This is a genomic window from Paenibacillus chitinolyticus NBRC 15660 (assembly GCF_000739915.1).
In the GTDB taxonomy this organism is placed as follows: Bacteria; Bacillota; Bacilli; order Paenibacillales; family NBRC-103111; genus Paenibacillus_F; species Paenibacillus_F chitinolyticus.
Genome location: NZ_BBJT01000001.1, coordinates 400,098 through 421,530, shown reverse-complemented (window position 1 = coordinate 421,530; position 21,433 = coordinate 400,098). Strand labels below are relative to the sequence as shown.

The window sequence follows — 21,433 nt, the reverse complement described above, 5'->3', positions numbered from 1 at the left end:
GAAGTCTTATGCAGATTTTAATACTTGTTGTTACGTTGGTCTTTGAGCTGGCAATTACCGTTTATTCCATTGCAACCAAGCAAAGCCGCAGCAAGATAAAGAGTTGGACGAGAATCGCAATGTTTATAGGATTCGTCATGCTGATCTTGGGGAAAGTTGTCGTATGGAAGTACACTTGGGGGCTGTTTGCAGGCTTGCTCTTTATATTAGCGTTCAAGGACACTGTTGCACTCCTGCGCAAACAAACACACACTCCGCGTTACAAAGTTTCTTCTACGATATGGAAATTCCTCTTGTTAGCACTGACCGTAATCGTTACCCTTGTTCCTGTTTTACTTTTTCCGCAGCATAGGCTGCCGCAAGTGACAGGTCCGTATGCAGTGGCGACCGCCACTTACAGCTATGTGGACAAGAATCGTATCGAAAAATTTACGGATCAGGAAGACAATCGGTTTGTTAACGTGAAATTTTGGTATCCTGGACAGGCAGACGGAACATATCCTTTGCTTGTGTTCTCCCATGGAGCATTCGGTATTAAAACAAGCAACACTTCTACCTTTACAGAACTTGCGAGTCACGGTTATGTTGTCGTTTCGATTGACCATCCCTATCATTCTTTTTATACCGTTTCCGAGGATGGAAAGGTCGTGACGATCAATCCCGGATACATGCAAGAAGTCAACAATGCAAATAAAGAAGGGGTTTATTCGCTTGGTGAGTTTTTCGAGCTTACTCAAAAATGGATGAAATTGCGAACGGATGATATGGATTTTGTCATGGATACGATTCTGGAACAAGCCGAGCAAAAAAAAGATTCTGTATATGAACGCATCGATACACAGAAAATAGGCGTGTTCGGTCATTCTGTGGGGGGGACGGCAAGCGTAGCACTGAGCAGAGAACGCAATGACATTGACGCCGTAGTAAATATAGATGCTCCATTCTTTAGCGAGCTTGTGTATGATAAAGTTACAAACGCATTAATTGCAAAATCCGAAGCTTACACCATCCCGCTTCTTAACATTTATTCGGATGATGTGTGGATACAGCTCGATAGCAGTTCTTCGTATATCGCGAATAGAATTTCGAATAAAAATTTTAAAGGTGCATACAACGTTCATTTTAAAGGCGCAAAACATTTAAGTTTAACCGATCTACCTTTATTCTCGCCTATATTGGCAAACCTGTTGCAAGAAGGCAGAAAAGCAGATATCGATAAATATTATGCGATTGAAACTCAAAATGAACTTATCCTTCGTTTTTTTGACTATGCTCTAAAGAATCAAGGTCAGTTTGCTCCAAAAGCGACGTATTGAACTGCATTACAAGCTATCCTTCATTTGCCGGGATTGTTCTTCCAATTCTTGCTTGACGACGGCCAATGCATTCATTTTCCTGTTGACTTCTAGCAGCATTTCTTCATAAATATGGATCATTTCCCGGCAAACCTGTTCTGCTTCATCTTCATAATAACCGTCCGTGCACTTCAAAGTTTCTTCTATTTGTTTCGTCGTCAAACCTAAGTTCAAGTAAGCTTTGATCGTTTTGATCCGCTCAATGGCAGCTTCATCGAACTCCCGATAACCATTTTTAAGGCGGGAAGCAGTGAGTAATTGGGTTTCTTCATAATGTCGGATCGAACGGATACTGGCGCCGGTTGTTTTAGACAATTGGCTTATTTTCATGGGAATGCCTTCTTTCAAGTGGTGTGCACGGACTGACGTTCAGTCACGCGGACGATTTCTGAACAGCTCTGCCAAACGCGAGAAGTCTTGCTTGCCGTAGCCCAAATCGATCGCCTGACGGACGATAGATTTCGCGGCGTCCGGTACTCCAACGTCGATGCCGCGGGCTTTGGATGCATGGATAACGTTATCCATTACTACCTCGGTGGAGATGAGGTTAGAATCAATCCCCGGGTAATGGCCGTTGTCGACCTGATTCGCAAATTCGGCCATTATATCGGGCATCATGCCGATGATGTTCCTAGCATACGGCACGAGGTCCGTAGCCCTGATGTTTTCCACACTGGCGAGGGCAAAGGCCTGGATGTAGCCGGTCATCGATGTCCAGAAAATATCAAGTAAAGCTACGTCGTATGCTGCTGCACTGCCTGGATCGGTACCAAGATATGAAGCAGTGCCTCCCAGACTCATTAGAGTTCGTTGATGTGTAAGATAGGCGTTCTCAGACCCGCTGTACAAAATAGACGCTTCCGGTTGACCGATGGCAGGGACAATAATCGTACCGTCGAGGTAGTTGAATCCGCCCTCTGCAATGCATTTTTTCAAAAATGAGCAATTGAAAAGAAATCACGTCAACCGTACCATGAAATAATATTCGTATACAAATAATTACATAAATTAAATCTATATAGAGAAGGGGAATGAGCAATATGGCAAATATCGAGCACTTACAGACCGTAAATGTTCCAGCTTCAACTGTATATGAAGCATTAACCACTACAAAAGGACTTTCAGAAATATGGACAAATGAACTAGTAGTCAATGATCAGATCGGTTATATAAATGAGTTCCGATTCGGCGGCAAAGGCTTAACAAAGATGCGAGTTGATGAGCTTGTTACCGATAAAAAGATTCTGTGGCAGTGTGTTGATTCAGATCCAGAATGGATAGGTACGACAATTTCTTTTGATATGGAGGAAAAAAGCGGGAAGACTACAATCATTTTTCGTCAGATGAATTGGGAGGAAGTGACCGCATTTTATCGCGCATGTAACTATAACTGGGCTATTTTTTTGTACAGTCTTAAACAGTATTGCGAAGAAGGCGAGGGTCTTCCGTATCATAAACGGAAGTTTTAGAATGATTTAAAACACGGATGGGTGAGACCAAAGTACATGATCCCGAGAACTGATTTCGGAAGCAAAAGGAAGGAGCAGTCTGCAGGCTAGCAGGTTGCTCCTTTTTTCGTTGAGCTTCGGACAGATACCGACCCCTTCGAGTTTAGCGCACCCTCGATCTCCCAGCACCTCAAGGTGCTGGAGCGTGCATCGCTTCATTCCCACCTGCAATAATTAATTTAAGCCCTGTCATGAAATTTTCGTCATCCGTACCGCCGACTTGAATAGCTTCCATAATGTTTGTTAATTCGCCGCTGTTTATTGCACGCTCGGGCAGCGTTTCCCAGTTGTGCTCGTCCGCCTGTTCCTCAATCACACAGCCAAACGTATAACGGATAACGGTAAGCATAACAATTCTGGCTGTTCGTATATCCATTCCTGTACTGCGAAGGGAGACAAAAGAATCTTCCAAAAACTTCGCTAAAGTTCCGTTGGGAAAAGGATGCGCGCCGGCTATCACACGCCCGCCATCCGGATAAGAGAGCATAGCCTTACGAAACAATGTGATATGCTCAATCAGCCAATCCTGCCAGGACTGCTCCCTTTCCCTTGGAACGAAATTTCCCATCTTTTTTTGTAAAATATGCTCGGCCATGTAGTCCACAATCATGGCTTTGTTTTTGAAATGCCAGTAAATGGCGGGTGCTTTGACATCTAGCTTTTTTCCAAGATCACGAATAGATAATTCGTCATATCCTTTTTCAGCCAGTAATTCAAGCGCCGCTTCGACGATTTCCTGTTGTCTTTCGCTTAGTTTCAAATGATCTTCCATGTTCGCACCTCTTTTATTTAATTATAAGACAGAACAAGTGAATTTAACAGTGTTACATTATTTTGTATGCTCGCTTGACAAATTATCTTTAACACCGTTATAGTAAAAATCAATATAACACCGTTAAGGAGGAGGACGGAGATTTGCTGGCGATAGAAGCACATGGTTTAGTCAAAACAATTGGAGAGAATAAGACAGAAAGGATGGATTGGATATGATGTCTAAGAAAATCACTAATGTTCCTGTATTGATTGTCGGAGGGGGATTGGCCGGTCTTTCCGCAGCGTTATTCTTGTCGCGGCATAGCGTACCCTATGTCCTTATTGAACGTCATCAAAAAACGAACATTCATCCAAGGGCGCGGGGCTTAAACTTTCGGACAATGGAATTATATCGAGAACTGGGGTTGGATAAAGCAATCGAAGAGATCGGTGCGCAATTGGCCAAAGGCAAAGGGTGGTACACGGCCCATACATTAAGAGAAGCAGAGTTTGATCCGGAAAAAATGGATATCCCTAAAATACTGCCAGAGTCTGTGAAATCGTATTTTGCTACCCTTAAAGAGATAAGTCCTGCTTCCAGCGTCCGTGCTACACAAAATCTGGTCGAGCCCATCTTGCTTGAAGCAGCTCGCGAACGTGGGGGGGATCTGCGTTTTCATACAGAATTGACTGCTTTTGAACAAAATGAAGACCATGTTAGGGCTACCGTTCTCAATCGTACAACGGGTGTTGAAGAAACCATAGTAGCAGACTATATGATTGCTGCTGACGGTGCAAAAAGCCCGGTTCGTCAAATGCTGAACATCAAGATGACCGAAATGAATTCGCACGGTCATATCATGAATATTTATTTTGAAGCAGATCTCGAACATTTTGTAAAGGGACGCGAATTTAGTGCGTGCAACATCACACGTACTGGGGCGGCAGGCGTGTTGCTTGCAATTAATAATCGTGACCGTTGGTGCTATCACGTTTCTTATGATTTTAAAGGCGGTGAGACTGCTGCTCATTTTTCAGAAGAACGATGCCGGGAAGTCATACAAAAGGCGATTGATTTACCGGATCTCCAAGTAAAGATATTGAGTGTGCTGCCTTGGGAAGCAGCGGAAAAGGTCGCTGAGCAATTTCAACAGGATCGCGTCTTTTTAATTGGGGATGCCGTTCACCTCATGCCGCCGACTGGAGGTTACGGAGCCAATACGGGTGTACAAGACGCTCATAACTTGGCATGGAAATTGGCAGCAGCCGTTCATAAAGCGGCCAGCCCTGAACTGTTAAAAACTTATGAGGCTGAACGTCGTCCCGTCGCCCAAATGACGGTTTCAGAGGCCGGGCGAGTCGCCGACACGGGTGTGTTTTCGGCCATGAAAAAACAGACGGAAAAGAGAACATCTCCGTTTGACGATCTGATTGTATCGGTTGGCTATCATTACGAATCCAAAGCCATCCTTAAACAGGATACCGCTCCTTCATCGCTCGATCATTTTGAACTAAAGGGGCGCCTCGGTACACGGGCCCCTCATATTTGGGGCGAATATCAAGGTAGGGAATGTTCCACGCTTGACTTGTTAGGCTTAGGATTTGTTTTGTTTGTAGGGGAGAAAGCCGAGGGATGGGAGGATGCGGCAAAATACGTATCCGGACAGTTTGGTGTCAAAATCAATACTTATAGCGTAGGACAGAATGGAGATTTCATTGACAAAGATCATGGCTGGCAGAATGCTTATCAAGCCAAGGAAAAAAGCATTGTTCTCGTTCGCCCAGACGGTTTTGTGTGTTGGCGTTGCGAAGAACATATCGAGCAACCGACCTTAACATTGAAAGAGGTTTTTGCCCAACTTCTCGGATAGTGATGCTCCTCCAAAAACTGAACGAAGGGGCTTTGGTAGTGCCCAGTTGCTTCGAGAATCAACGTAGGACGAAAGTCCCACGGGCAGGATAGTTTAAATAACCAATATGTGGTATAGTGGGGCGTACAATACTAAATATAAGTTTCTCTCTATTTTGGGGAGGTGGGTATAGTTCGAAGGAATCGGTGGATTATTATTATATCGATAGTAGTACTTTCTATATGCATTGGATACATTCAGTTCCAAAGGATTGTTCAAGACAGTCAAATAAAATCATGGAGCTCGAATTGGGGATTCGAAGCACCTCCACCAGAAAAGGTTACTACCGTTTTTCATAACGGTGGTCGGGATCCAGACTATTACTTAATATCCGACTATAATGAAGTGGCTATTGAAAAACTCATTCAGCAAAATGATTGGAGAAAGATTGAGAACAGTGATGGCATTGTATCAGATCATATAAATGTATACAAAAAGCAAATACAAAATCTACACCAAGAATACGAACGATATGAGAAGCTATTCCTAGACAATCCGGTAAAATTTAATCATGATTCACTATACTTCACAGAGAAAAAAGCAGATGGGAGCTATATTATTGCTGTGCTTAATATAGCTGAAAGAAGACTCTATACAATGGAAGTTTTTTATTAATGTGAACCTTTAACTGATTCAGCTAACGGGTACGATAGTTATACATAAAGAGTTCCACATATTAGTCATGTACAATATGTAGAACTCTTTATTTTATCTGACTTTTTTAAAGTTAGCTCTTGATAAACCCGGAAAATAAAGTATTAGACTGACGATGCTTCATTAAGCTGCGCTTTTTTATTGTTATACAACATATGGATTTGGTTTGAATGACAGACTCATTCTTTAAAATAGGACGTAATCCCTCTTGAATATAGGTTCTCCACTAACTTGAAAAATTCTTCTGACGATAAATCCTTTTGACGCTGGATCCAAAGACGAAATAAAGAAAGGGAAGTTGTCAGGTAAAACTCAATTATGTATGGCGTTAGGGAATGGTTTTGCGGAACGTTTAATTCTAATTGATCCAATGTGATTTCTTTTTTTAAGCGTTTTAAAAAACGGCTACTTCCATAATCACCCAAAAGGGCATTAAGAACCAGGAGATGTTCTCTTTTGTCCAGACAATAGAGCGTATCTTGAACCGTATGCATCGATAGCTCTTTATTAGCCAATTCTTTTTTTATTTCATTCAATAAGTCATTTTCAACAGAGTCTAACAATTCGTAAATGTCAGTAAAATATTGATAAAAGGTGCTACGATTATATCCTGACTTATTCGTAATTTCCTGAACCGAAATTTTCTCAATCGGCTTTTGGCTATATAACTCACAAAAAACTTCTATAAACTTTTGTCTTGTTTTCTCCGTTATTTGGGGTTGCTTTTTCATGTTTCCCTCCTACTAGCGAATAAGAATATCATCCGACAACTAATAAAAAACTGATGGTTGATCAAGGAATAATAAAGATCTACAATCACATCATACAACATGTTGTCTGATAATAAAAAGGATATGTTAATAAGTAGGGGTGGTTTTAATGTCAGCAAAACAAGATAGAATTTTAATTTTTGGTGCAGGTGTAATCGGGAGCATGTACGCAATTAAGCTCATTGAAGCAGGGTTTGACGTTAGCCTGTTTGCACGTTCAAATAGATTTAAATCATTAAGAGAAAATGGCCTGCAATATAAGGAAAAAGGTACGGTTAAATCGATACAAGTGAATGTCATTGATACGCTCGAAAATGACGATGTATACGATTTTATTTTCGTCACCGTTCGTTATGATCGGTCCGAATCAGCGTTGTTAGCGCTAAAAGATAATCAAAGCAAAAATATAGTTACGATGACTAATAATTCAATTGGATTTTCTTCGTGGCTGGATATCGTAGGGGATAGACTTTTACCAGCTTTGCCAGGCTTCGGCGGGCAGATTAAAGATGGAGTATTGCATGCTCGATTTCTACCAAAGATTATAATGGCAACTGCATTTGGAGAAATTAATGGAGTAATGACAGAACGGATAGAAAACCTCGCAAAATTATTTAAAACAGCAAAGCTTCCCTACGTTGTTAAAAAGGATATGCAAGGGTATCTAATCACACATTCCGTATTCGACATTGCCATGATGAGCTTTTTGCATTCTGAGAATAAGATAATTGACAAAAAAACAGCCAGAAAGACGGCACGCAAAATAACAGTCACTTTAAAAGCGTATCTAAGGGCAATACAAAAAGCTGGCGTTTCAATTGACCCACCCATGCTTAAAATGGTGCTTAAATTTCCAAACTTATTTTTGGATCTTTTCTTTACGACATGGCTACGAACTAAAATGGTTAGGGATATGATGTTGCCGGATTATGCGAATAATGCTAGCAATGAGGTTGTGCAGCTGAGTAATGATTTAATGAAATTTTTAAGTCAAAATGATATCAAATCGGAACTACATGTTCAGTAATTTTTTTGTTAAAATATTTCACATCAACAAATGAGAAAGAAAAATACTATATAGTATGCCGGCGTCATGCTAATCCGCATGCTGTGCTCAGCCGGGACGCGTAATCGTACGCGACCGTAATCCAATCCTGCCACTGGATAAGTGGGACGAACTGGGCGTCGAGTTGCACCTAGGGGAAGTTACCTAGATCGAGTTGGGGGCGATACAGTGTTTACTCCTAAGGAAGCATTGGATTCTTTAAGAGTCGTGGATGCAATCGAACGTTCCATTAAAGAAGGCAGAGAAGTAAGCCTGTAAAAAATCGGGCACCGGCTTCACGGTCCGGCAGCGCATTCCTTAGACTATATTCGGATGATTCCCCGGTTTGTCCGATGCAGGTCTATGGGGTGCATTTTTATTGTACCTGTGGTTGAATATTCGACCTTCGGAGGGACCTGATTAAACATTCGCGACCGCCTGATAATGACTATCGGGCGGTCGTATTTTTATGGTGCGCTCGGCATAGGCGATAACTTGGCGGTAATGACATTCGTTAAAAATTTAATATAATTCAATACAAAGATTCGACAGCATTCAACATAGATGTTCAGTTACGCTAACTGTGTCGAAAGTTGCAATCATTCTAATTTTCATTGGGAGGAATGAACTATTTCATTGTATTGATTGAAACGGTTACGCTGCAAATAGTTTTGCAACGACACTATGTGCCAGCAGCCTTGATGATTGTGAGTAAAGTTGAATAATTATTACAAAAGGTTGGTGAGTCAATGAATTCATCGTTTGTTGGAACGGATGTTAAGCCATTTAATGAATTTTGGATGAATTGTAAGTATAATGCACTTTTTTCGATAGCTTCGTATTATGATCCAAATAATAAATATGCGTCCTATGTGAATCACTATTCTTTCGAACATACAAACAACTATAAAGATCCAAGCTTTAAGTTGCCTATTATTAAGCATGCGGAATTCTCTGAAATGCTTCCAAACTTTACATATTCGATTGAGAATTGTCATTTTGAAAATGAAGAAAACTTTCTTGAAGAACTTAAACAAATGATTCGACAGGGACAACTGGTATTCTTATCTGTAAACTTGTATAGCTGGATTCCGGGGTCATTTTGTTATCAGCGATACCATTGGAGTCATTTTTCTTTAATAAAAGGTTACGATGAAGTAAATAATTGCTATCTTGTATTGGATGATGACATGAATGGATATAACGAATTTGTAGTGTCAGAAGACACCGTTGTAAAGTGTTTTAGATCCTCGGATTATTTTACTGATCGAGAAAATTGGCCATATCCAATAGTGAAGCTTCAACTGCATCAACCCCTTTTACCTTATGAGGTAACGTTGCAAACCGTTCAAGATCATGCTCGCAGGTTAGTTCTGGATATAGAACAATTTACTATCGATGATCTGTGGAAGTTCGATGAAGAGTCTGAATTGCTTTCTAATCATTTGGATTATAGCGTTATCGGAGTGGAGTATTTTTATAACCGTCATATCGCAAACGTTAAGCTATTCAAACATCTACATAAACATAAAAAGATAAATGATGAACTATTTGAAACCATGTTGCACCATGCAAAGAACTTAGAGAACGGATGGCAGACCATACGCAATAATTTGATGAAGGTCAAAGCAAAATTAAAGAAGAGTCGAAACGTTCCACGTGATTCCATTATCGCGGAAGCAAAGTTGTTGTTTGAGAATGAGAAGTTGATGTGGCAGCTATTGGTGGAGGCTAAAAGCGAAAATTAGCACGGTAGATACTTACTTGCAGAGTCAGGTGCATATGGATTGTCATTTAGTCCCAGTTCATTTCTCGGAGAGCTAATCCGATAGGAACTTTATTATTCAACGAAGAACATTTTAAAGGAGGAGAATCACATGAGTAATAATCAAACATCTATAGAAGATATTAAAATCATTAAACTAATCGAGGATAAGGTTAAGGCTATTTTGAAGCATGATCGTGACATTACCCTTGATGAGGATCTCAGGAAACTTGGTTTAGACTCCATGAAATCATTCGAAATGGTTGTTCAGTTGGAAGATGAGTACAATATTGAGTTCTCAGGTGATGAAAATTTGCTTGAAAGATTCTCTACGATTCAAAAAATTAAAGATAGCGTTGACAGTAAGATAAAGTGAGTACTAGTTTCTTCAGGTTCGGCGTTGCAACTCGTTTCAACAAAAGCCTAAAAATACTGGTTAACGATGGATGTATTTGATAAACCAACATTAGAAAACAAGCAGTTTATGCGATGTCGTTAATGGCATTGCATTTTTTATTTTAAGAGATAGAATGAACAGAATGAGAGAGCAGCGGCATACGGCAAATGATATATGTTCTTGTCATCCGACACAATATAAAAGATAATAATCCCGTTTCTTATCGTACTGTATCGGAACTAACTCGGGAGTTGGATCCGGGGCATGAATCCCTTATATTAACAGATTTAACAAAAATATTGGTAGAAAGTATTTACAAATGATGGACTAGCCTTTACTATCAAATAGTAATATATTTACAATAATACCATTGAAGGAGAAGTGAAAATGAGAAAGCAACTAAAAATCACAGCTTTATCCGCACTACTGTCTCTAACATTGATTTCATCTTCATTTTTGAATGTTGAGAATGGTACAGCAAATGCTAGTGCATTAACACCCGAGGAGGTCAGTGTACAACATCAAAATCTAAAGGTCGCTCATGATATCATAGGAAACTATGAAGATTACAGTACTTTATACATCGATGATAACAATGATATTGTGCTGTCCATTAGTAAAGCAGATACGAAAACAGAAAAGATTGAGAAAGATCTTAAAGAGAAACTTCCAAAAGTGAAATTCTCTAAATCAAAATACTCAACAAAGGAACTAAAGGACGTTAGTTTCAATCTATACAAAAAATTCCCTGAGCTTAAAAAAGAAAGTGCTAACGTAGTCAGTACAGCAATTGATGAAGAACTGAATAAAGTAGTAGTTGTAGCTACTGAGTTACCAGAAAAGACTCGTGAGAAGTTGATCAAAGAATACGGTGATATGCTTGAGATAAAAGTTGATAAAAAATACACCGGCGAAATTGAAACTAGTAGAACGAGCAATAATGCAGTCCTTGGTGGAGGTATAGCTGCTAATAACTCCAGTTTTACAATAACAGCTACCGCCAAAAAAGGTTCGGATCGCTATCTAGTTACAGTTGGGCACGCTTTAACCGGTGATGGAACTACGGTTATTAAGCAGAATACGACTAATGTTGGTGTTGATTGGGCGAAAGCTGTAAGCCACGATATCGGTCTTATAAAAGTTACGGCAACCGGTCGCACAATTAGCAATAAGATCATAAGAAACTCAACCGATTACGACTACAAATACACTTCAACAGGATCAGTGACACAAGGTTCTACTTATTGTAAATCCGGTATTAAAACTGGTTATCAATGTAGCAAAGTCATCAGCACAAGTTATAATGGACTATATCAGGATACAATTCAATTAGAAAATCCGAATTGGACATTCCAGGATAACGGAGATAGCGGTAGCCCATTATTTAGCAGCAGTTCGCTTTCATATGTTCTCTATGGGATAATGTCCACTAAATCGACAGCATCTGGTACTGATGCGTTTGCAACAGCTACTAAGATTTCCTACTTAAATCACTATTGGTCTGACTATTCTCTTTACACTTCTGATACGGCCTACTAGTTATAATAAGAAAGTGAGTAGATTATAACCTCTACTCGCTTTCTTTACATTTTACGGAGAAAGGAATGAATGTATTAGATGAGGGTAATCTCTATTCTGATTATTGCATGTATCATTATAGGCGGTTGTTCAAAAGAAGAAAGCGTGAAAACTAAAGTGGATGAATCTATAGTGGGTTATGTTGTTAAAAAAGAAGCAGACAGATTTCTGATAGTCTCCTCAGTAGCAGATTCTAATAATGAATACTCGGCGACTTGGGTATTATCATCCGAGGAGGTTAAAATAGGTCAGTTAGTGGAAGTATTCATTGAGGGTGGTGAAATAAAGGCTTCAGATCCAGGTCAGGCTACATCCAAGAAAATTATATTACGTGAGATAAAAGTGGGAGAGTCTTCTAATCAGGAGGCTAGTAAGGTATTAGAAAACGTTTTGCTGCAACATACCGAGCTAGAAGTACCAGTAGTTAAAGAGTTGGCTTATTCAAAAGATAGCAAAGAATGGTCAGTTACCTTATTTGATAAAAAAGACGCGAACAAAATAGAGATAAGTATTAAGCTTAAGGATTAAGTGTTGCCGCTGAAAGATAATGCCCAGCTGCTGGTGGAATGACAAATAATAAAAAAAATGTCGGGTGACAAGAACATAGTAACATTGTAAGCCGCATAAACTGCGGCTTTTTTTTATGTTATCAAGTTCTTGTCAAAATGATATGACAAGAACTTGATAACATTCCCGATAAGATTCTTCATTTGGCCAGCTGCAGATAACAAAATCAGCGACAGTTTTTATTAACGGGGAACGTTAGTTTAAAACAAAGACCGGCAGCACATCATGCTTCCATTTCAGGAGGTTCGATTACTCCTCCCTCTACAAAAAAGCCTTAGATGACGACCCCGCTAATTCAGAATTGCTGTTTTATTATGGTTGGCTTTTAGAAGCCAAAGGGAGAATACTATTACAAAAAGCAGCCAACTATTTCACAAAAGGAATCGAAAACCATCCTGATCCTAACTCAGCAATAGAACATAAATTAAATTAGGCTTAAACCAATTTCCTGACCATGGATTGCTCAATTATTTAGCTGGTACCGTGTTTGCTCGTGAAGGGAATATTGAAATGGCATTAAACTCCTGGGAAAAAGCTATTCAGCTTGACCCAGAATGGCTAGACTCCAGATTAGCTCGTGCGTCTTTACTCGAACGCGACCAACGGCTACAAGAGGCTGCGCAGGAATGGCGTTTAGTCATTCAATGGTTAAAAAATAGGGGGTTTTTCACAGATAGGCCTAATGCAGAACTTCAGCGTATTGAGAAAAAAATAAATAACAACTGAAGTATTACAACTCTAACGGGAAACGTTAGTTCAACGATTCAGGAGCAGTGTGCCACACGCGGCGGCGGCGGCGGCAGCTGCACTTAATACTTAATGGGGTTAAAACGGACAAGAACATATATCGTTTGCCGTAATTGAGAATCTTTCTCGTGAGATTGTAGTTAATTTGTTCCACTTCGGTTGTCCCAGAGCAAAGCTCCTCCAGCAAAGGAGAAAATTTGCCGTGTGATAGTCTAACATGACCACATCATGGCCTGCTGAGGGACAAACTGCCGGTCCCATCTCATAAATTCTTCTCCTTAAATACTTGTATTAAAATCGACCTTTTTGGATATTTAGTCAGCTTGTTACCACGTTATATTTACTTTAATCTTCCTGTATGCTACATTAACATTATAACGTTATAATCATTTTACAATGCGATCGTGCACATACCTAGGGAACACATAACAAATAATCGTTTGCAAGCGTTCTTAACTAAAACCAGGGAAAAGGTGAAGTTCATGTATGAGCCGAAGCAAGAGTCATTTGTGTTACGTAATGTAAAGCGTGTGAATGGGGAATCTACCGATGTCGTAATCGAAGAGGGTAAAATTACCGAGGTAACGAAAGCCGGGAGTGGACAAGGAAAACAAGTGAAAGACTGCTCGGGGATTTACATATCAAGCGGTTGGATTGATATGCATGTCCATGCCTTTCCCGAATTTGAACCCTACGGCGATGAAATCGATGAAATCGGAATTAAGCTGGGCGTCACGACCATCGTGGATGCGGGAAGCTGCGGGGCGGACCGGATTGCCGAGTTAGCCGCAAGCAAGCAGCATGCCCAAACCAATCTATTCGCCTTTTTGAACATTTCGCGAGTAGGCTTGCAAAGAATCGATGAATTATCCAATCTGGAATGGATAGATACGTTAAAAGTCATTCAAGCGGTAAAAGAGCATAAAGATTTCATAGTGGGATTAAAAGCGCGAATCAGCAAAAGCGTGGTGGGTGAAAGCGGCATCGAACCTCTGCGTATTGCGCGAGCTCTTTCCGATAAAACATTACTGCCGTTAATGGTGCACATTGGTTCCGCACCGCCAAGTATTGAGGAGATCGTCCCTCTATTAGAAAAAGGGGATATTATCACTCACTATCTCAACGGGAAGCCGAATAATCTCTTCGATGATCAGGGCAATCCCCTTCCTGTGTTAGCGGATGCCATTGAACGCGGCGTAAGCTTGGACGTCGGGCATGGTTCAGCAAGCTTTTCGTTAAGAATTGCCGAGGCAGCAAAGCAGCATGGCATCGGTTTAAACACGATTAGCACGGACATCTACCGTAGAAACCGATTAAATGGACCCGTGTATAGTATGGCCAATGTCCTCTCGAAATTTCTTTATTTGGGATATTCGCTAGAGGAAGTGATTGCAGCTGTTACGGATCATGCGGCCAATTGGCTCGGAAAACCGGAGCTTGGCCGGATACAAGTTGGAGACGTTGCCAATTTAACCTTATTCACCCTTCGGAATGATCCGATTACACTGGTTGATTCCGAAGGTGTCAAGTGGACAGCCGATAGAAGCATAGAAGCCAAAGGGGTCGTTGTGAATGGTGTTTACATGGAATGTTAATTACGAGGTTTTAACGCGTCATTAGCGCAAGCGGGAGTATGAGTATTTAATGTTTCAAGAACGCTCGCGTAATGGGACTGGAGATGCATATCGAGAGAGACCGTGTATGGCGAGTCGGAACGATTCTTGAAAGGTAGTGGATGCAGAAGTGAACTTATCCCGGAATCATAGGCCCTTGTATTTGCAAATCAAAAATATTTTAAAGGATAGAATACTGCACGGCGTGTATCCTATTAAGGCGAATATCCCTTCAGAGCCCCAATTGGAGAAGGAGTTCGAGGTCAGCAAGATTACAATTCGCAACGCCATCAAAGAACTGTGCCAAGAAGGCTATCTGGAAAAGGGCAGTGGCAAAAGGACGAAGGTTATACGCAATACGGCTACTTCCAAGCTGTCTACATGGAAACGGTTTACAGAGCTATTGGTCGAAGAAGGCAATCAGGTTCAAAAGCAATTGTTGCAAGTCGAAGTGATCATGACGGAAGAGGGTACGGAACCGCATCAGCTATTTGGAGCACAGTGCGTCCGCATAGAACGTCTGTACAGCCTTAATAATGTGCCCTATACGCATTACACACATTATTTGACCATGCGTATAGGTGAAATCGATCAATGGGAACTGAATGCTCAGTCTCTGTACGAGTGGCTTGAGGAGCAAGAAATCACGTTGGCGAAATATCGGGATCATTTTGCGGTAGCATTTGCCTCTCCTCTTGTAGAGGAGAAATTACGCGTGCAAGAGAAAACCCCTTTATTGAAAAGATTGCGTTATTCCTATGACGAAACGGACGAGGTGATCGAATACAGCGAGGGCTTCTACAATACGGGAATGCACAGTTATATTGTAAATTATAATGTTTAGCCAATAGTAATAAATCGCAACGTACAGTACATTATTTTAGGTTATGGCTCCAATTAGCACAAAATGGTGCCCAGAATGAATCCGTACCAAAATGAGATGCGCTAAATAAGTTGAAGCAGGCGAGTCTATCAAAATTCTCGTTTAAATATATCATTAAAAATGATCGTTTATCCGTACTTGAAGCATATAGGATCCAAGTTAATGAGGCTATACCGAATATGAATTGTCCTAACCGTGCATTAAAACAAAAGAAAAAGATCAATTGTATGCAATCTTTTATTCCGCTCAAAGTAGCGATGGATGTATTTGATAAACCAACGTCAGAAAACAAGCAGTTTATGAAAAATGTTGACCGATTTGTAGCCAAATTGAATTTTTAAAAAGTGCGATGTCGTTAAAGGCATTGCATTTTTTATTTCTAAAGAACAGAATGAAAAAGTCAGCGGCGCATACGGCCGGATATCACGGGTCAACTGTCGGATGACAAGAACATATATGCTAAGCGATTCGTGCACTAGGCATCGCCAGCGGTCGCGAGGGTAATAAGTTTGTGCCGGACGAAACAGCGATGAGAGCGGAAGCGGCAGCTCTTTTACTCCGAATGCTGGAAACCCCAAAATAACGCTTGGAAAAACGCGAAGTGTCCTGAAAGGGATTCTTCGCGTTTTCCAGTTAGAAAAGCCAGTTTTTCCGCTTATGCTCTCAAGAACATTTGCTACCGAACTCCTGATTTGACTGGACATTGACTGGATCAAAAAGAAAAAAAGGACTGTCATTTTTGACAGTCCTTTTTGCATTCTTTGGCCGTTTGATTACGTTCCAAAGCTGGGGAACTTGCATCTGAATAAGGGAGCAATATAAGGGCAACAAATTGGACCAGATCTTCCTGAAGGAACATACCAAACCCTGGGGGCATCTGGTTGTTCATGTACTGTAATCCCTGAACACAATGCGGTGGTTGTACGAATGACGAATAGTCTATGGACTTTTGGCGGAAAGAATGAGTTCGATTACGTATCTGATATTCAAAGGTTTGGTAACCTTATTACGCAGGCTTTAAACCAACACTTAAATGTATCTTAATAACCCAAACAGATGTTCAACAATCAATTCTCATGAAAGGCTGCCAATTGAATCGGCAGCTTTTTGCGTCTTTTACGTGGTTTATAAAGGTTTTAATTTTTTATAATGATATTAATATTTCAATACTACTTGACATGTGAATAAATTATCGTTATAGTGTGAATCAGTTCACACTTCACATGAAGGAGTAGCCTATGCCAAAAAATTCGTTCTTTCGTTTGGATGAAGCAAGGCGCGAGGAAATATCTAATAGCGCTATGCATCTTTTTGTTGATAATCTTTACGAGGATATAACTATGAAAATGGTTTTGGATTGTTTGTCCATGCACCCCGGAACATTTTATCGGTATTTTGAAGACAAAGATGACCTTTATTGTCTCTTAATACGTAATGTGACCCAGAAAAGAGCTGCGTATTTTAATAGCAGTAATGAAGATTCCCTTTTCCAGTTTTTCCTTAATGGCTTATTTGGTAACGTTAATGGCATTGTGACCGAGCCACTGAATGAGTTGGAAATCAAACTCACTAAAACATTTTTATACATTCCTGAGAACATTTTGCTTAAAGTATATCTGAATGTGCTAAAGGGCGAGTCCTCCCCTTTAATCAAGGGCATTTTACGCCGAATGAGAGTTGATGGATATCTCCGACCTGATATTGACGACGACCTGATTTCTTTTATGTTTGAGTCAATGCAGTTTAATTTAGTCATGTTTTTTAGGGAATTCGATATTAAGGACTCTAAGCTGCAACATAAGATTAGCAAATACTTTGCTGACTTTATGGGTCATGGGCTGCTTGAAGATCATAAATATTCTGAAATGGTTAGCGATCTCAAGAAAGCCAAGGAGTAGATATGATTCACTGAAGACAGGATGTAATCGTTTCACTGTTTTGAAAAGCGCTTATAACGCAACGTATGTATTTCACATTCGTCACTTTTATTAATTAAGGAGGAACAAGAAAATGAAAAATTATGATGCATTTCCAGAACCAATTGGCAGCTATACTGTCGGTCGAACCCAGATGGATTTGGAGTACACGGCATCAGATCATTCCAAAAGAGAACTGACGGCGTTTGTGTACTATCCGTCCGACAGTAGCGAAGGTAAAACTACATCAACGTACATGTTTCCTGAAGTCTACGAGATGTTTAATGAACAGCCACTTGTCACTCCGTTGAAGGATGCTTTCTCTATAGATATCAAAACCCAGTGTTACGACGACCTTGCTCTCTCCGGGAAGGAAAAGCGCTACCCGGTGTTATTCTATGTTTGCGGCGGGGGCGGTTCTCCAGAATGGGGTACAGTGATCTGTACAGACTTGGCAAGCATGGGATATGTTGTGGTAAGCATCGGCCATCAGAATAGCACGATGTATAAGCGTAAAGATGGGCGCCTGTTTAATGTATCCAAGGATTTTTCGGATGTCATTATGGCGTTTTCTGAAGATCCGGAGATGCTGGTGTTGGCTGGTAAGATGGAGATGCGGCCTGACGATGAAACTGCCATTGAGATGTGCCATAACGTGCTTACACTGCCGATAGTTTCCAAGTTAACAGAGTATAGTGAATTACAGGCAGAAGACGTAAGGTATGTAGCCGATTATCTTTACAAACTGGACTCTGGAGAGCTGAATTCCAACTTTAAGGGCAGATTATTGCTTGACATCGGCATGGGCATAGTCGGACATTCTTATGGAGGGCTTACGACGGCGATTGTTTGCCGGGACGACGACCGGTTCGCCTGCGGGATTGGCTTGGATAGCGGTGCGTTCGGCCTTCAGGGCAGCGACCTTAAGAAACCCTTCTTGCTACTGTTTTGTGAACCTAACTATAACATGAATGCGATAATTGGTGCTAACAATAGCATGGAAACCTATTATTTCTCTGTTGATCGTGTTGCGCATTTAGATTACTGCGACATCGTGTTTACCAGTGTTAATGAGGAAATCAGAGGCGAACGGGATGCTATGGAGATGCGAAATCTTGTTACAGACTATACGAAGAACTTTTTTGATCATTACATCCTGCAGAAGGCGGCAAGTGTGGAAAGTCTGGCATACGACGGCGTGGACTTGATCAAGAAGTACCAGCAACAAGTGACATAACCGAGAGTGTGCTGATAAACGCTTGTCAAAGAGCTAACCGTACAGACGCAGAGCCGATAACCCTATTACGCGGTTATCGGCTCTTTCATAGTTCGGGCAATGTTTTCTATTTGAGATAAATGGTGTTTTCACCGTTGAAAAACACACTCAATACAAGTTATTTTTCAACATTTACGCTTCCGAAACCATGAGACCGATGAATTCCAAGATCGGATGTCGTTTATATAAACGAAGGCATAAATGAACACAAACTAATTTGACGAAGAGGTGTTTTGAAAATGGCATTAACGTCCGCATTCACGAGCTTCAACCTGCCTGTAAAAAACGTAGAACAATCGAAAGCGTTCTTCACCGGAATCGGATTCGAGCTCAACCCGCAATTCCCCGAGAACGAGAATTCGGTAGCCATCGTGATCGGCGACAACCTGCAGGTCATGCTGATCAATCAAGCATTCTTTAATACGCTCACGGAGAAGGAAACCGTCGATACGAGCAAGTATGCGCAAATGACAATCGCATTGGCCTTCGAGAGCCGGGAAAAGGTCGATGAAATCGTGAATACCGCGGTCTCCTTGGACGCGAAATTGCACGCTGAACCTGAAGATCATGGGTTCATGTATCATTGGGGTTTCGTGGACTTAGACGGCCATCTGTGGGCCATTAACTACATGAACATAGATGCGGCACAGATAACCGATTCAGCACAACCGAATTATCAACGGGACAAAGGAAGCGTCTAGCTTTGCTTATAAGTTATCTTGAAGATCGACCTTTTTGTCTATTTGATGAATGGGCCAGCAGACCAAGATCCCGAATATCGTGAGTACTTCTACTACAATATACTTCCAGAGTTAAAAGCGCAGGGAAAATGCGTAATTGCAATTTCGCATGATGATCGCTATTTTCACATTGCGGACAAAATAATCAAAATGGATTTGGGCCAAGTTGTGAACATGGAAACGAGGTAGTAAACAATTAGAATGGGGTGAGCCGTAAATGATTTACGAACTCAAAAAGAGTGAATATCATCGCTTGAAGCCTATACTCCTGAGTGGATTTCAATTTCCTGAGATTTATGCTGTCGTCAATTTAGTGAACAGCGGATGGATTGTGGCCGATGATCCAGTAAATCCGACATCGGCTTTCGTGTGGGCGGAAGGACTCAAAGGTTTTTTTCTTATCGGATGTGAGAATAACATATCGTTTTTGGAAGATCTTAATCATTTTATTGACCATGAATTGAATGAACGGCTACAAAGAGATGTCAATGGGGTTGAAGTGGCAGGTATGCATCAGGGATGGGACGATGTAATTAAACAATCATATCATTGCCGGAATGTAAAGCAATCAATCCAACTCATTTATAAATGGGATGACCATCAAGCTGTAGAGGCGATATAAGTTCTTGTCACACGTCAGTGACAAGAACTTATATCGTTTGCCGTATTGGGACAAGAACATATATTGTTTCCCGTAATTGTGGGGTCGCAGACGTTATCTCCCGCTTCGAGAACGACGATGTAGCCGCATCCGTCCAAGCGAAAGTCCTGTTCATCCCTTAGTTGAAGAAAGTAGTCCTCGATCCGATCGAGGAGTGCCGCCGGATGTGATCGTTGTTTTGAATCCTGCGTTCCAGCCGTTATATACAATAACCCTAATTTCCGAAATACGCTTGCCGGTCAATATCTGAAAGAAGTGTTAGCTGACCGGGACGCCATTCGAAGCGTTCTTGGGTCAAAGCGCTGGAGGCAGGATTGTCCATCATCACAAAGTGCTTCAGCCAATTAAAGTGATCAACCGCCTCCTCTGGAGATTTGCTGACTACAGGCACATTGAGGCGGCGGCCGATTAAGGCGGCAATATCGCGAAGCGCTACCCCTTCATCGCCAATCGCATGCAATCGGGTGCCGGCAGATGCAGATTCGAGCGCCAGTCGATAAAGTTTGGCTGCATCGAGCCGGTGCACAGCGGGCCAACGGTTCGTTCCATCGCCTACATAGGCGGAGACACCCGTTCTTCTTGCAACATCGATCAAAGTTGGGACCAATCCCTTGTCGCCGTCACCGTGGACGGATGTCGGAAGACGAACCACGGATGCGCGAACGCCTTGTGAAGCCATGGCCAATGCAGTTTCTTCCGATGCGACGCGTGCAACTGAATGGGGATCGGCTGTATCCATCTCCGTACCCAGGCGTCCAGGTGTTAAGAGCGCAGTTACGGAAGTGACTACTAAGGGTCGGTCAGAACCGGCTAATGCCTCCCCGAGCGCTTTAACCACCTGGCTATCTTGACGGTTGGCCTCGGCGTAATCCCTAAAGTCATGAACAAACGCGGCATGGATCACCCCATCCGCTGCCGCCGCCCCGCTGCGCAGACTGTCGAGGTCATCTAGAGATCCACGATGCACCGACACTCCAACTCCGGTGAGTGCCGCCGCCGCCGCTTCCGAGCGGGCAAGACCGACCACTTCATGTCCCGCTCCGATCAGTTCCCGCACTATGGCCGAACCAATAAAACCAGTTGCCCCTGTAACAAAAACACGCATAATCTATTCCTCCCACAATGTAAGTAGCAACGCTATACGTTTATTGTAGTTCAGTCTCACCTGGGAGGTTTGCCTATTCCGCGCCGCTTTTTGCCTGATCCGTTGGAAAATGGGATAGTCCCGGTTCACCGCAGGAAGAATAACACCCGCACGCCTTGTGGCTGCGGGTAGAAGAGAAGTCCAAAGCGAA

General features: G+C 41.6%; 20 protein-coding genes and 3 pseudogenes. 18 read left to right on the top strand and 5 right to left on the bottom strand.

What is annotated here, in order from left to right; genetic code table 11:
• Window positions 1-8 precede the first annotated feature (8 nt).
• Window positions 9-1,316: an alpha/beta hydrolase family protein gene (locus tag PCH01S_RS01780; RefSeq protein ID WP_042226233.1), complete on the top strand. Its 1,308-nt coding sequence runs from the start codon at window positions 9-11 to the stop codon at window positions 1,314-1,316.
• A 6-nt stretch (window positions 1,317-1,322) separates the two neighbouring features.
• Here the strand turns inward: PCH01S_RS01780 and PCH01S_RS01775 are convergent, their stop codons facing one another.
• Window positions 1,323-1,685, bottom strand: a complete 363-nt coding sequence (locus PCH01S_RS01775; RefSeq protein WP_042226231.1) for a MerR family transcriptional regulator — start codon at window positions 1,683-1,685, stop codon at window positions 1,323-1,325.
• Between the two features lie 39 nt (window positions 1,686-1,724).
• The gene (locus tag PCH01S_RS01770) at window positions 1,725-2,291 is read right to left on the bottom strand and encodes an imine reductase family protein (RefSeq protein ID WP_129112502.1); all 567 of its coding nucleotides are present in this window, start codon (window positions 2,289-2,291) and stop codon (window positions 1,725-1,727) included.
• A 104-nt stretch (window positions 2,292-2,395) separates the two neighbouring features.
• On the opposite strand from PCH01S_RS01770, the gene PCH01S_RS01765 reads away from it, so the two are divergent.
• Complete coding sequence (locus PCH01S_RS01765) at window positions 2,396-2,824, top strand: SRPBCC family protein (protein ID WP_042226228.1); 429 nt, start codon at window positions 2,396-2,398, stop codon at window positions 2,822-2,824.
• Between the two features lie 169 nt (window positions 2,825-2,993).
• Here PCH01S_RS01765 and PCH01S_RS01760 read toward each other — a convergent pair whose 3' ends face one another.
• Complete coding sequence (locus PCH01S_RS01760) at window positions 2,994-3,635, bottom strand: TetR family transcriptional regulator (protein ID WP_042226225.1); 642 nt, start codon at window positions 3,633-3,635, stop codon at window positions 2,994-2,996.
• A gap of 214 nt (window positions 3,636-3,849) precedes the next feature.
• On the opposite strand from PCH01S_RS01760, the gene PCH01S_RS01755 reads away from it, so the two are divergent.
• A complete protein-coding gene (locus PCH01S_RS01755) occupies window positions 3,850-5,487 on the top strand; it encodes an FAD-dependent oxidoreductase (RefSeq protein WP_042226222.1) in 1,638 nt (545 codons plus the stop codon).
• Between the two features lie 872 nt (window positions 5,488-6,359).
• Here the strand turns inward: PCH01S_RS01755 and PCH01S_RS01745 are convergent.
• Window positions 6,360-6,911, bottom strand: a complete 552-nt coding sequence (locus PCH01S_RS01745; RefSeq protein WP_042226219.1) for a TetR/AcrR family transcriptional regulator — start codon at window positions 6,909-6,911, stop codon at window positions 6,360-6,362.
• 148 nt (window positions 6,912-7,059) lie between these two features.
• On the opposite strand from PCH01S_RS01745, the gene PCH01S_RS01740 reads away from it, so the two are divergent.
• From PCH01S_RS01740 to PCH01S_RS01675, 15 genes and pseudogenes are all read left to right on the top strand, one after another.
• Window positions 7,060-7,977: a ketopantoate reductase family protein gene (locus PCH01S_RS01740; protein ID WP_042226216.1), complete on the top strand. Its 918-nt coding sequence runs from the start codon at window positions 7,060-7,062 to the stop codon at window positions 7,975-7,977.
• 207 nt (window positions 7,978-8,184) lie between these two features.
• Window positions 8,185-8,274 (top strand): annotated as a pseudogene (locus PCH01S_RS31640) (Gfo/Idh/MocA family oxidoreductase); the annotation flags it as partial.
• 470 nt (window positions 8,275-8,744) lie between these two features.
• Window positions 8,745-9,743: a hypothetical protein gene (locus PCH01S_RS01735; RefSeq protein WP_042226213.1), complete on the top strand. Its 999-nt coding sequence runs from the start codon at window positions 8,745-8,747 to the stop codon at window positions 9,741-9,743.
• 129 nt (window positions 9,744-9,872) lie between these two features.
• The gene (locus tag PCH01S_RS01730) at window positions 9,873-10,136 is read left to right on the top strand and encodes an acyl carrier protein (RefSeq protein ID WP_053228614.1); all 264 of its coding nucleotides are present in this window, start codon (window positions 9,873-9,875) and stop codon (window positions 10,134-10,136) included.
• Window positions 10,137-10,544: 408 nt separating this feature from the next.
• Window positions 10,545-11,696: a chymotrypsin family serine protease gene (locus tag PCH01S_RS01725; RefSeq protein ID WP_042226212.1), complete on the top strand. Its 1,152-nt coding sequence runs from the start codon at window positions 10,545-10,547 to the stop codon at window positions 11,694-11,696.
• A gap of 144 nt (window positions 11,697-11,840) precedes the next feature.
• Window positions 11,841-12,263, top strand: a complete 423-nt coding sequence (locus tag PCH01S_RS01720; RefSeq protein WP_129112501.1) for a DUF3221 domain-containing protein — start codon at window positions 11,841-11,843, stop codon at window positions 12,261-12,263.
• Between the two features lie 310 nt (window positions 12,264-12,573).
• Window positions 12,574-12,735 (top strand): annotated as a pseudogene (locus PCH01S_RS31705) (hypothetical protein); the annotation flags it as partial.
• Window positions 12,736-12,812: 77 nt separating this feature from the next.
• On the top strand, window positions 12,813-13,028 hold the full coding sequence (locus PCH01S_RS01715) for a hypothetical protein (RefSeq protein WP_042226207.1): 216 nt from the start codon (window positions 12,813-12,815) through the stop codon (window positions 13,026-13,028).
• Window positions 13,029-13,531: 503 nt separating this feature from the next.
• Entirely contained in the window at window positions 13,532-14,644 is a 1,113-nt protein-coding gene (locus tag PCH01S_RS01710; RefSeq protein ID WP_042226206.1) for an amidohydrolase/deacetylase family metallohydrolase, read from the top strand.
• A 148-nt stretch (window positions 14,645-14,792) separates the two neighbouring features.
• Window positions 14,793-15,506, top strand: coding sequence for a GntR family transcriptional regulator (locus PCH01S_RS01705; protein WP_042226203.1), 714 nt, complete (start codon window positions 14,793-14,795; stop codon window positions 15,504-15,506).
• 1,277 nt (window positions 15,507-16,783) lie between these two features.
• Window positions 16,784-17,443: a TetR/AcrR family transcriptional regulator gene (locus PCH01S_RS01695; RefSeq protein ID WP_042226198.1), complete on the top strand. Its 660-nt coding sequence runs from the start codon at window positions 16,784-16,786 to the stop codon at window positions 17,441-17,443.
• A 112-nt stretch (window positions 17,444-17,555) separates the two neighbouring features.
• Window positions 17,556-18,698, top strand: coding sequence for an alpha/beta hydrolase (locus PCH01S_RS01690; RefSeq protein WP_042226196.1), 1,143 nt, complete (start codon window positions 17,556-17,558; stop codon window positions 18,696-18,698).
• A gap of 278 nt (window positions 18,699-18,976) precedes the next feature.
• Window positions 18,977-19,438: a VOC family protein gene (locus PCH01S_RS01685; protein ID WP_042226193.1), complete on the top strand. Its 462-nt coding sequence runs from the start codon at window positions 18,977-18,979 to the stop codon at window positions 19,436-19,438.
• A pseudogene (locus PCH01S_RS31170) lies at window positions 19,375-19,666 on the top strand (cyclic peptide export ABC transporter); the annotation flags it as partial. The gene PCH01S_RS01685 and the pseudogene PCH01S_RS31170, both read left to right, overlap by 64 nt.
• 28 nt (window positions 19,667-19,694) lie before the next feature.
• Window positions 19,695-20,099 carry a GNAT family protein gene (locus PCH01S_RS01675; RefSeq protein ID WP_042226187.1) on the top strand — a complete coding sequence of 135 codons (405 nt, stop codon included), beginning with the start codon at window positions 19,695-19,697 and terminating at the stop codon, window positions 20,097-20,099.
• A 253-nt stretch (window positions 20,100-20,352) separates the two neighbouring features.
• On the opposite strand, the gene PCH01S_RS01670 is transcribed toward PCH01S_RS01675, so the two are convergent.
• The gene (locus PCH01S_RS01670) at window positions 20,353-21,243 is read right to left on the bottom strand and encodes an SDR family oxidoreductase (protein ID WP_042226185.1); all 891 of its coding nucleotides are present in this window, start codon (window positions 21,241-21,243) and stop codon (window positions 20,353-20,355) included.
• Window positions 21,244-21,433 lie beyond the last annotated feature (190 nt).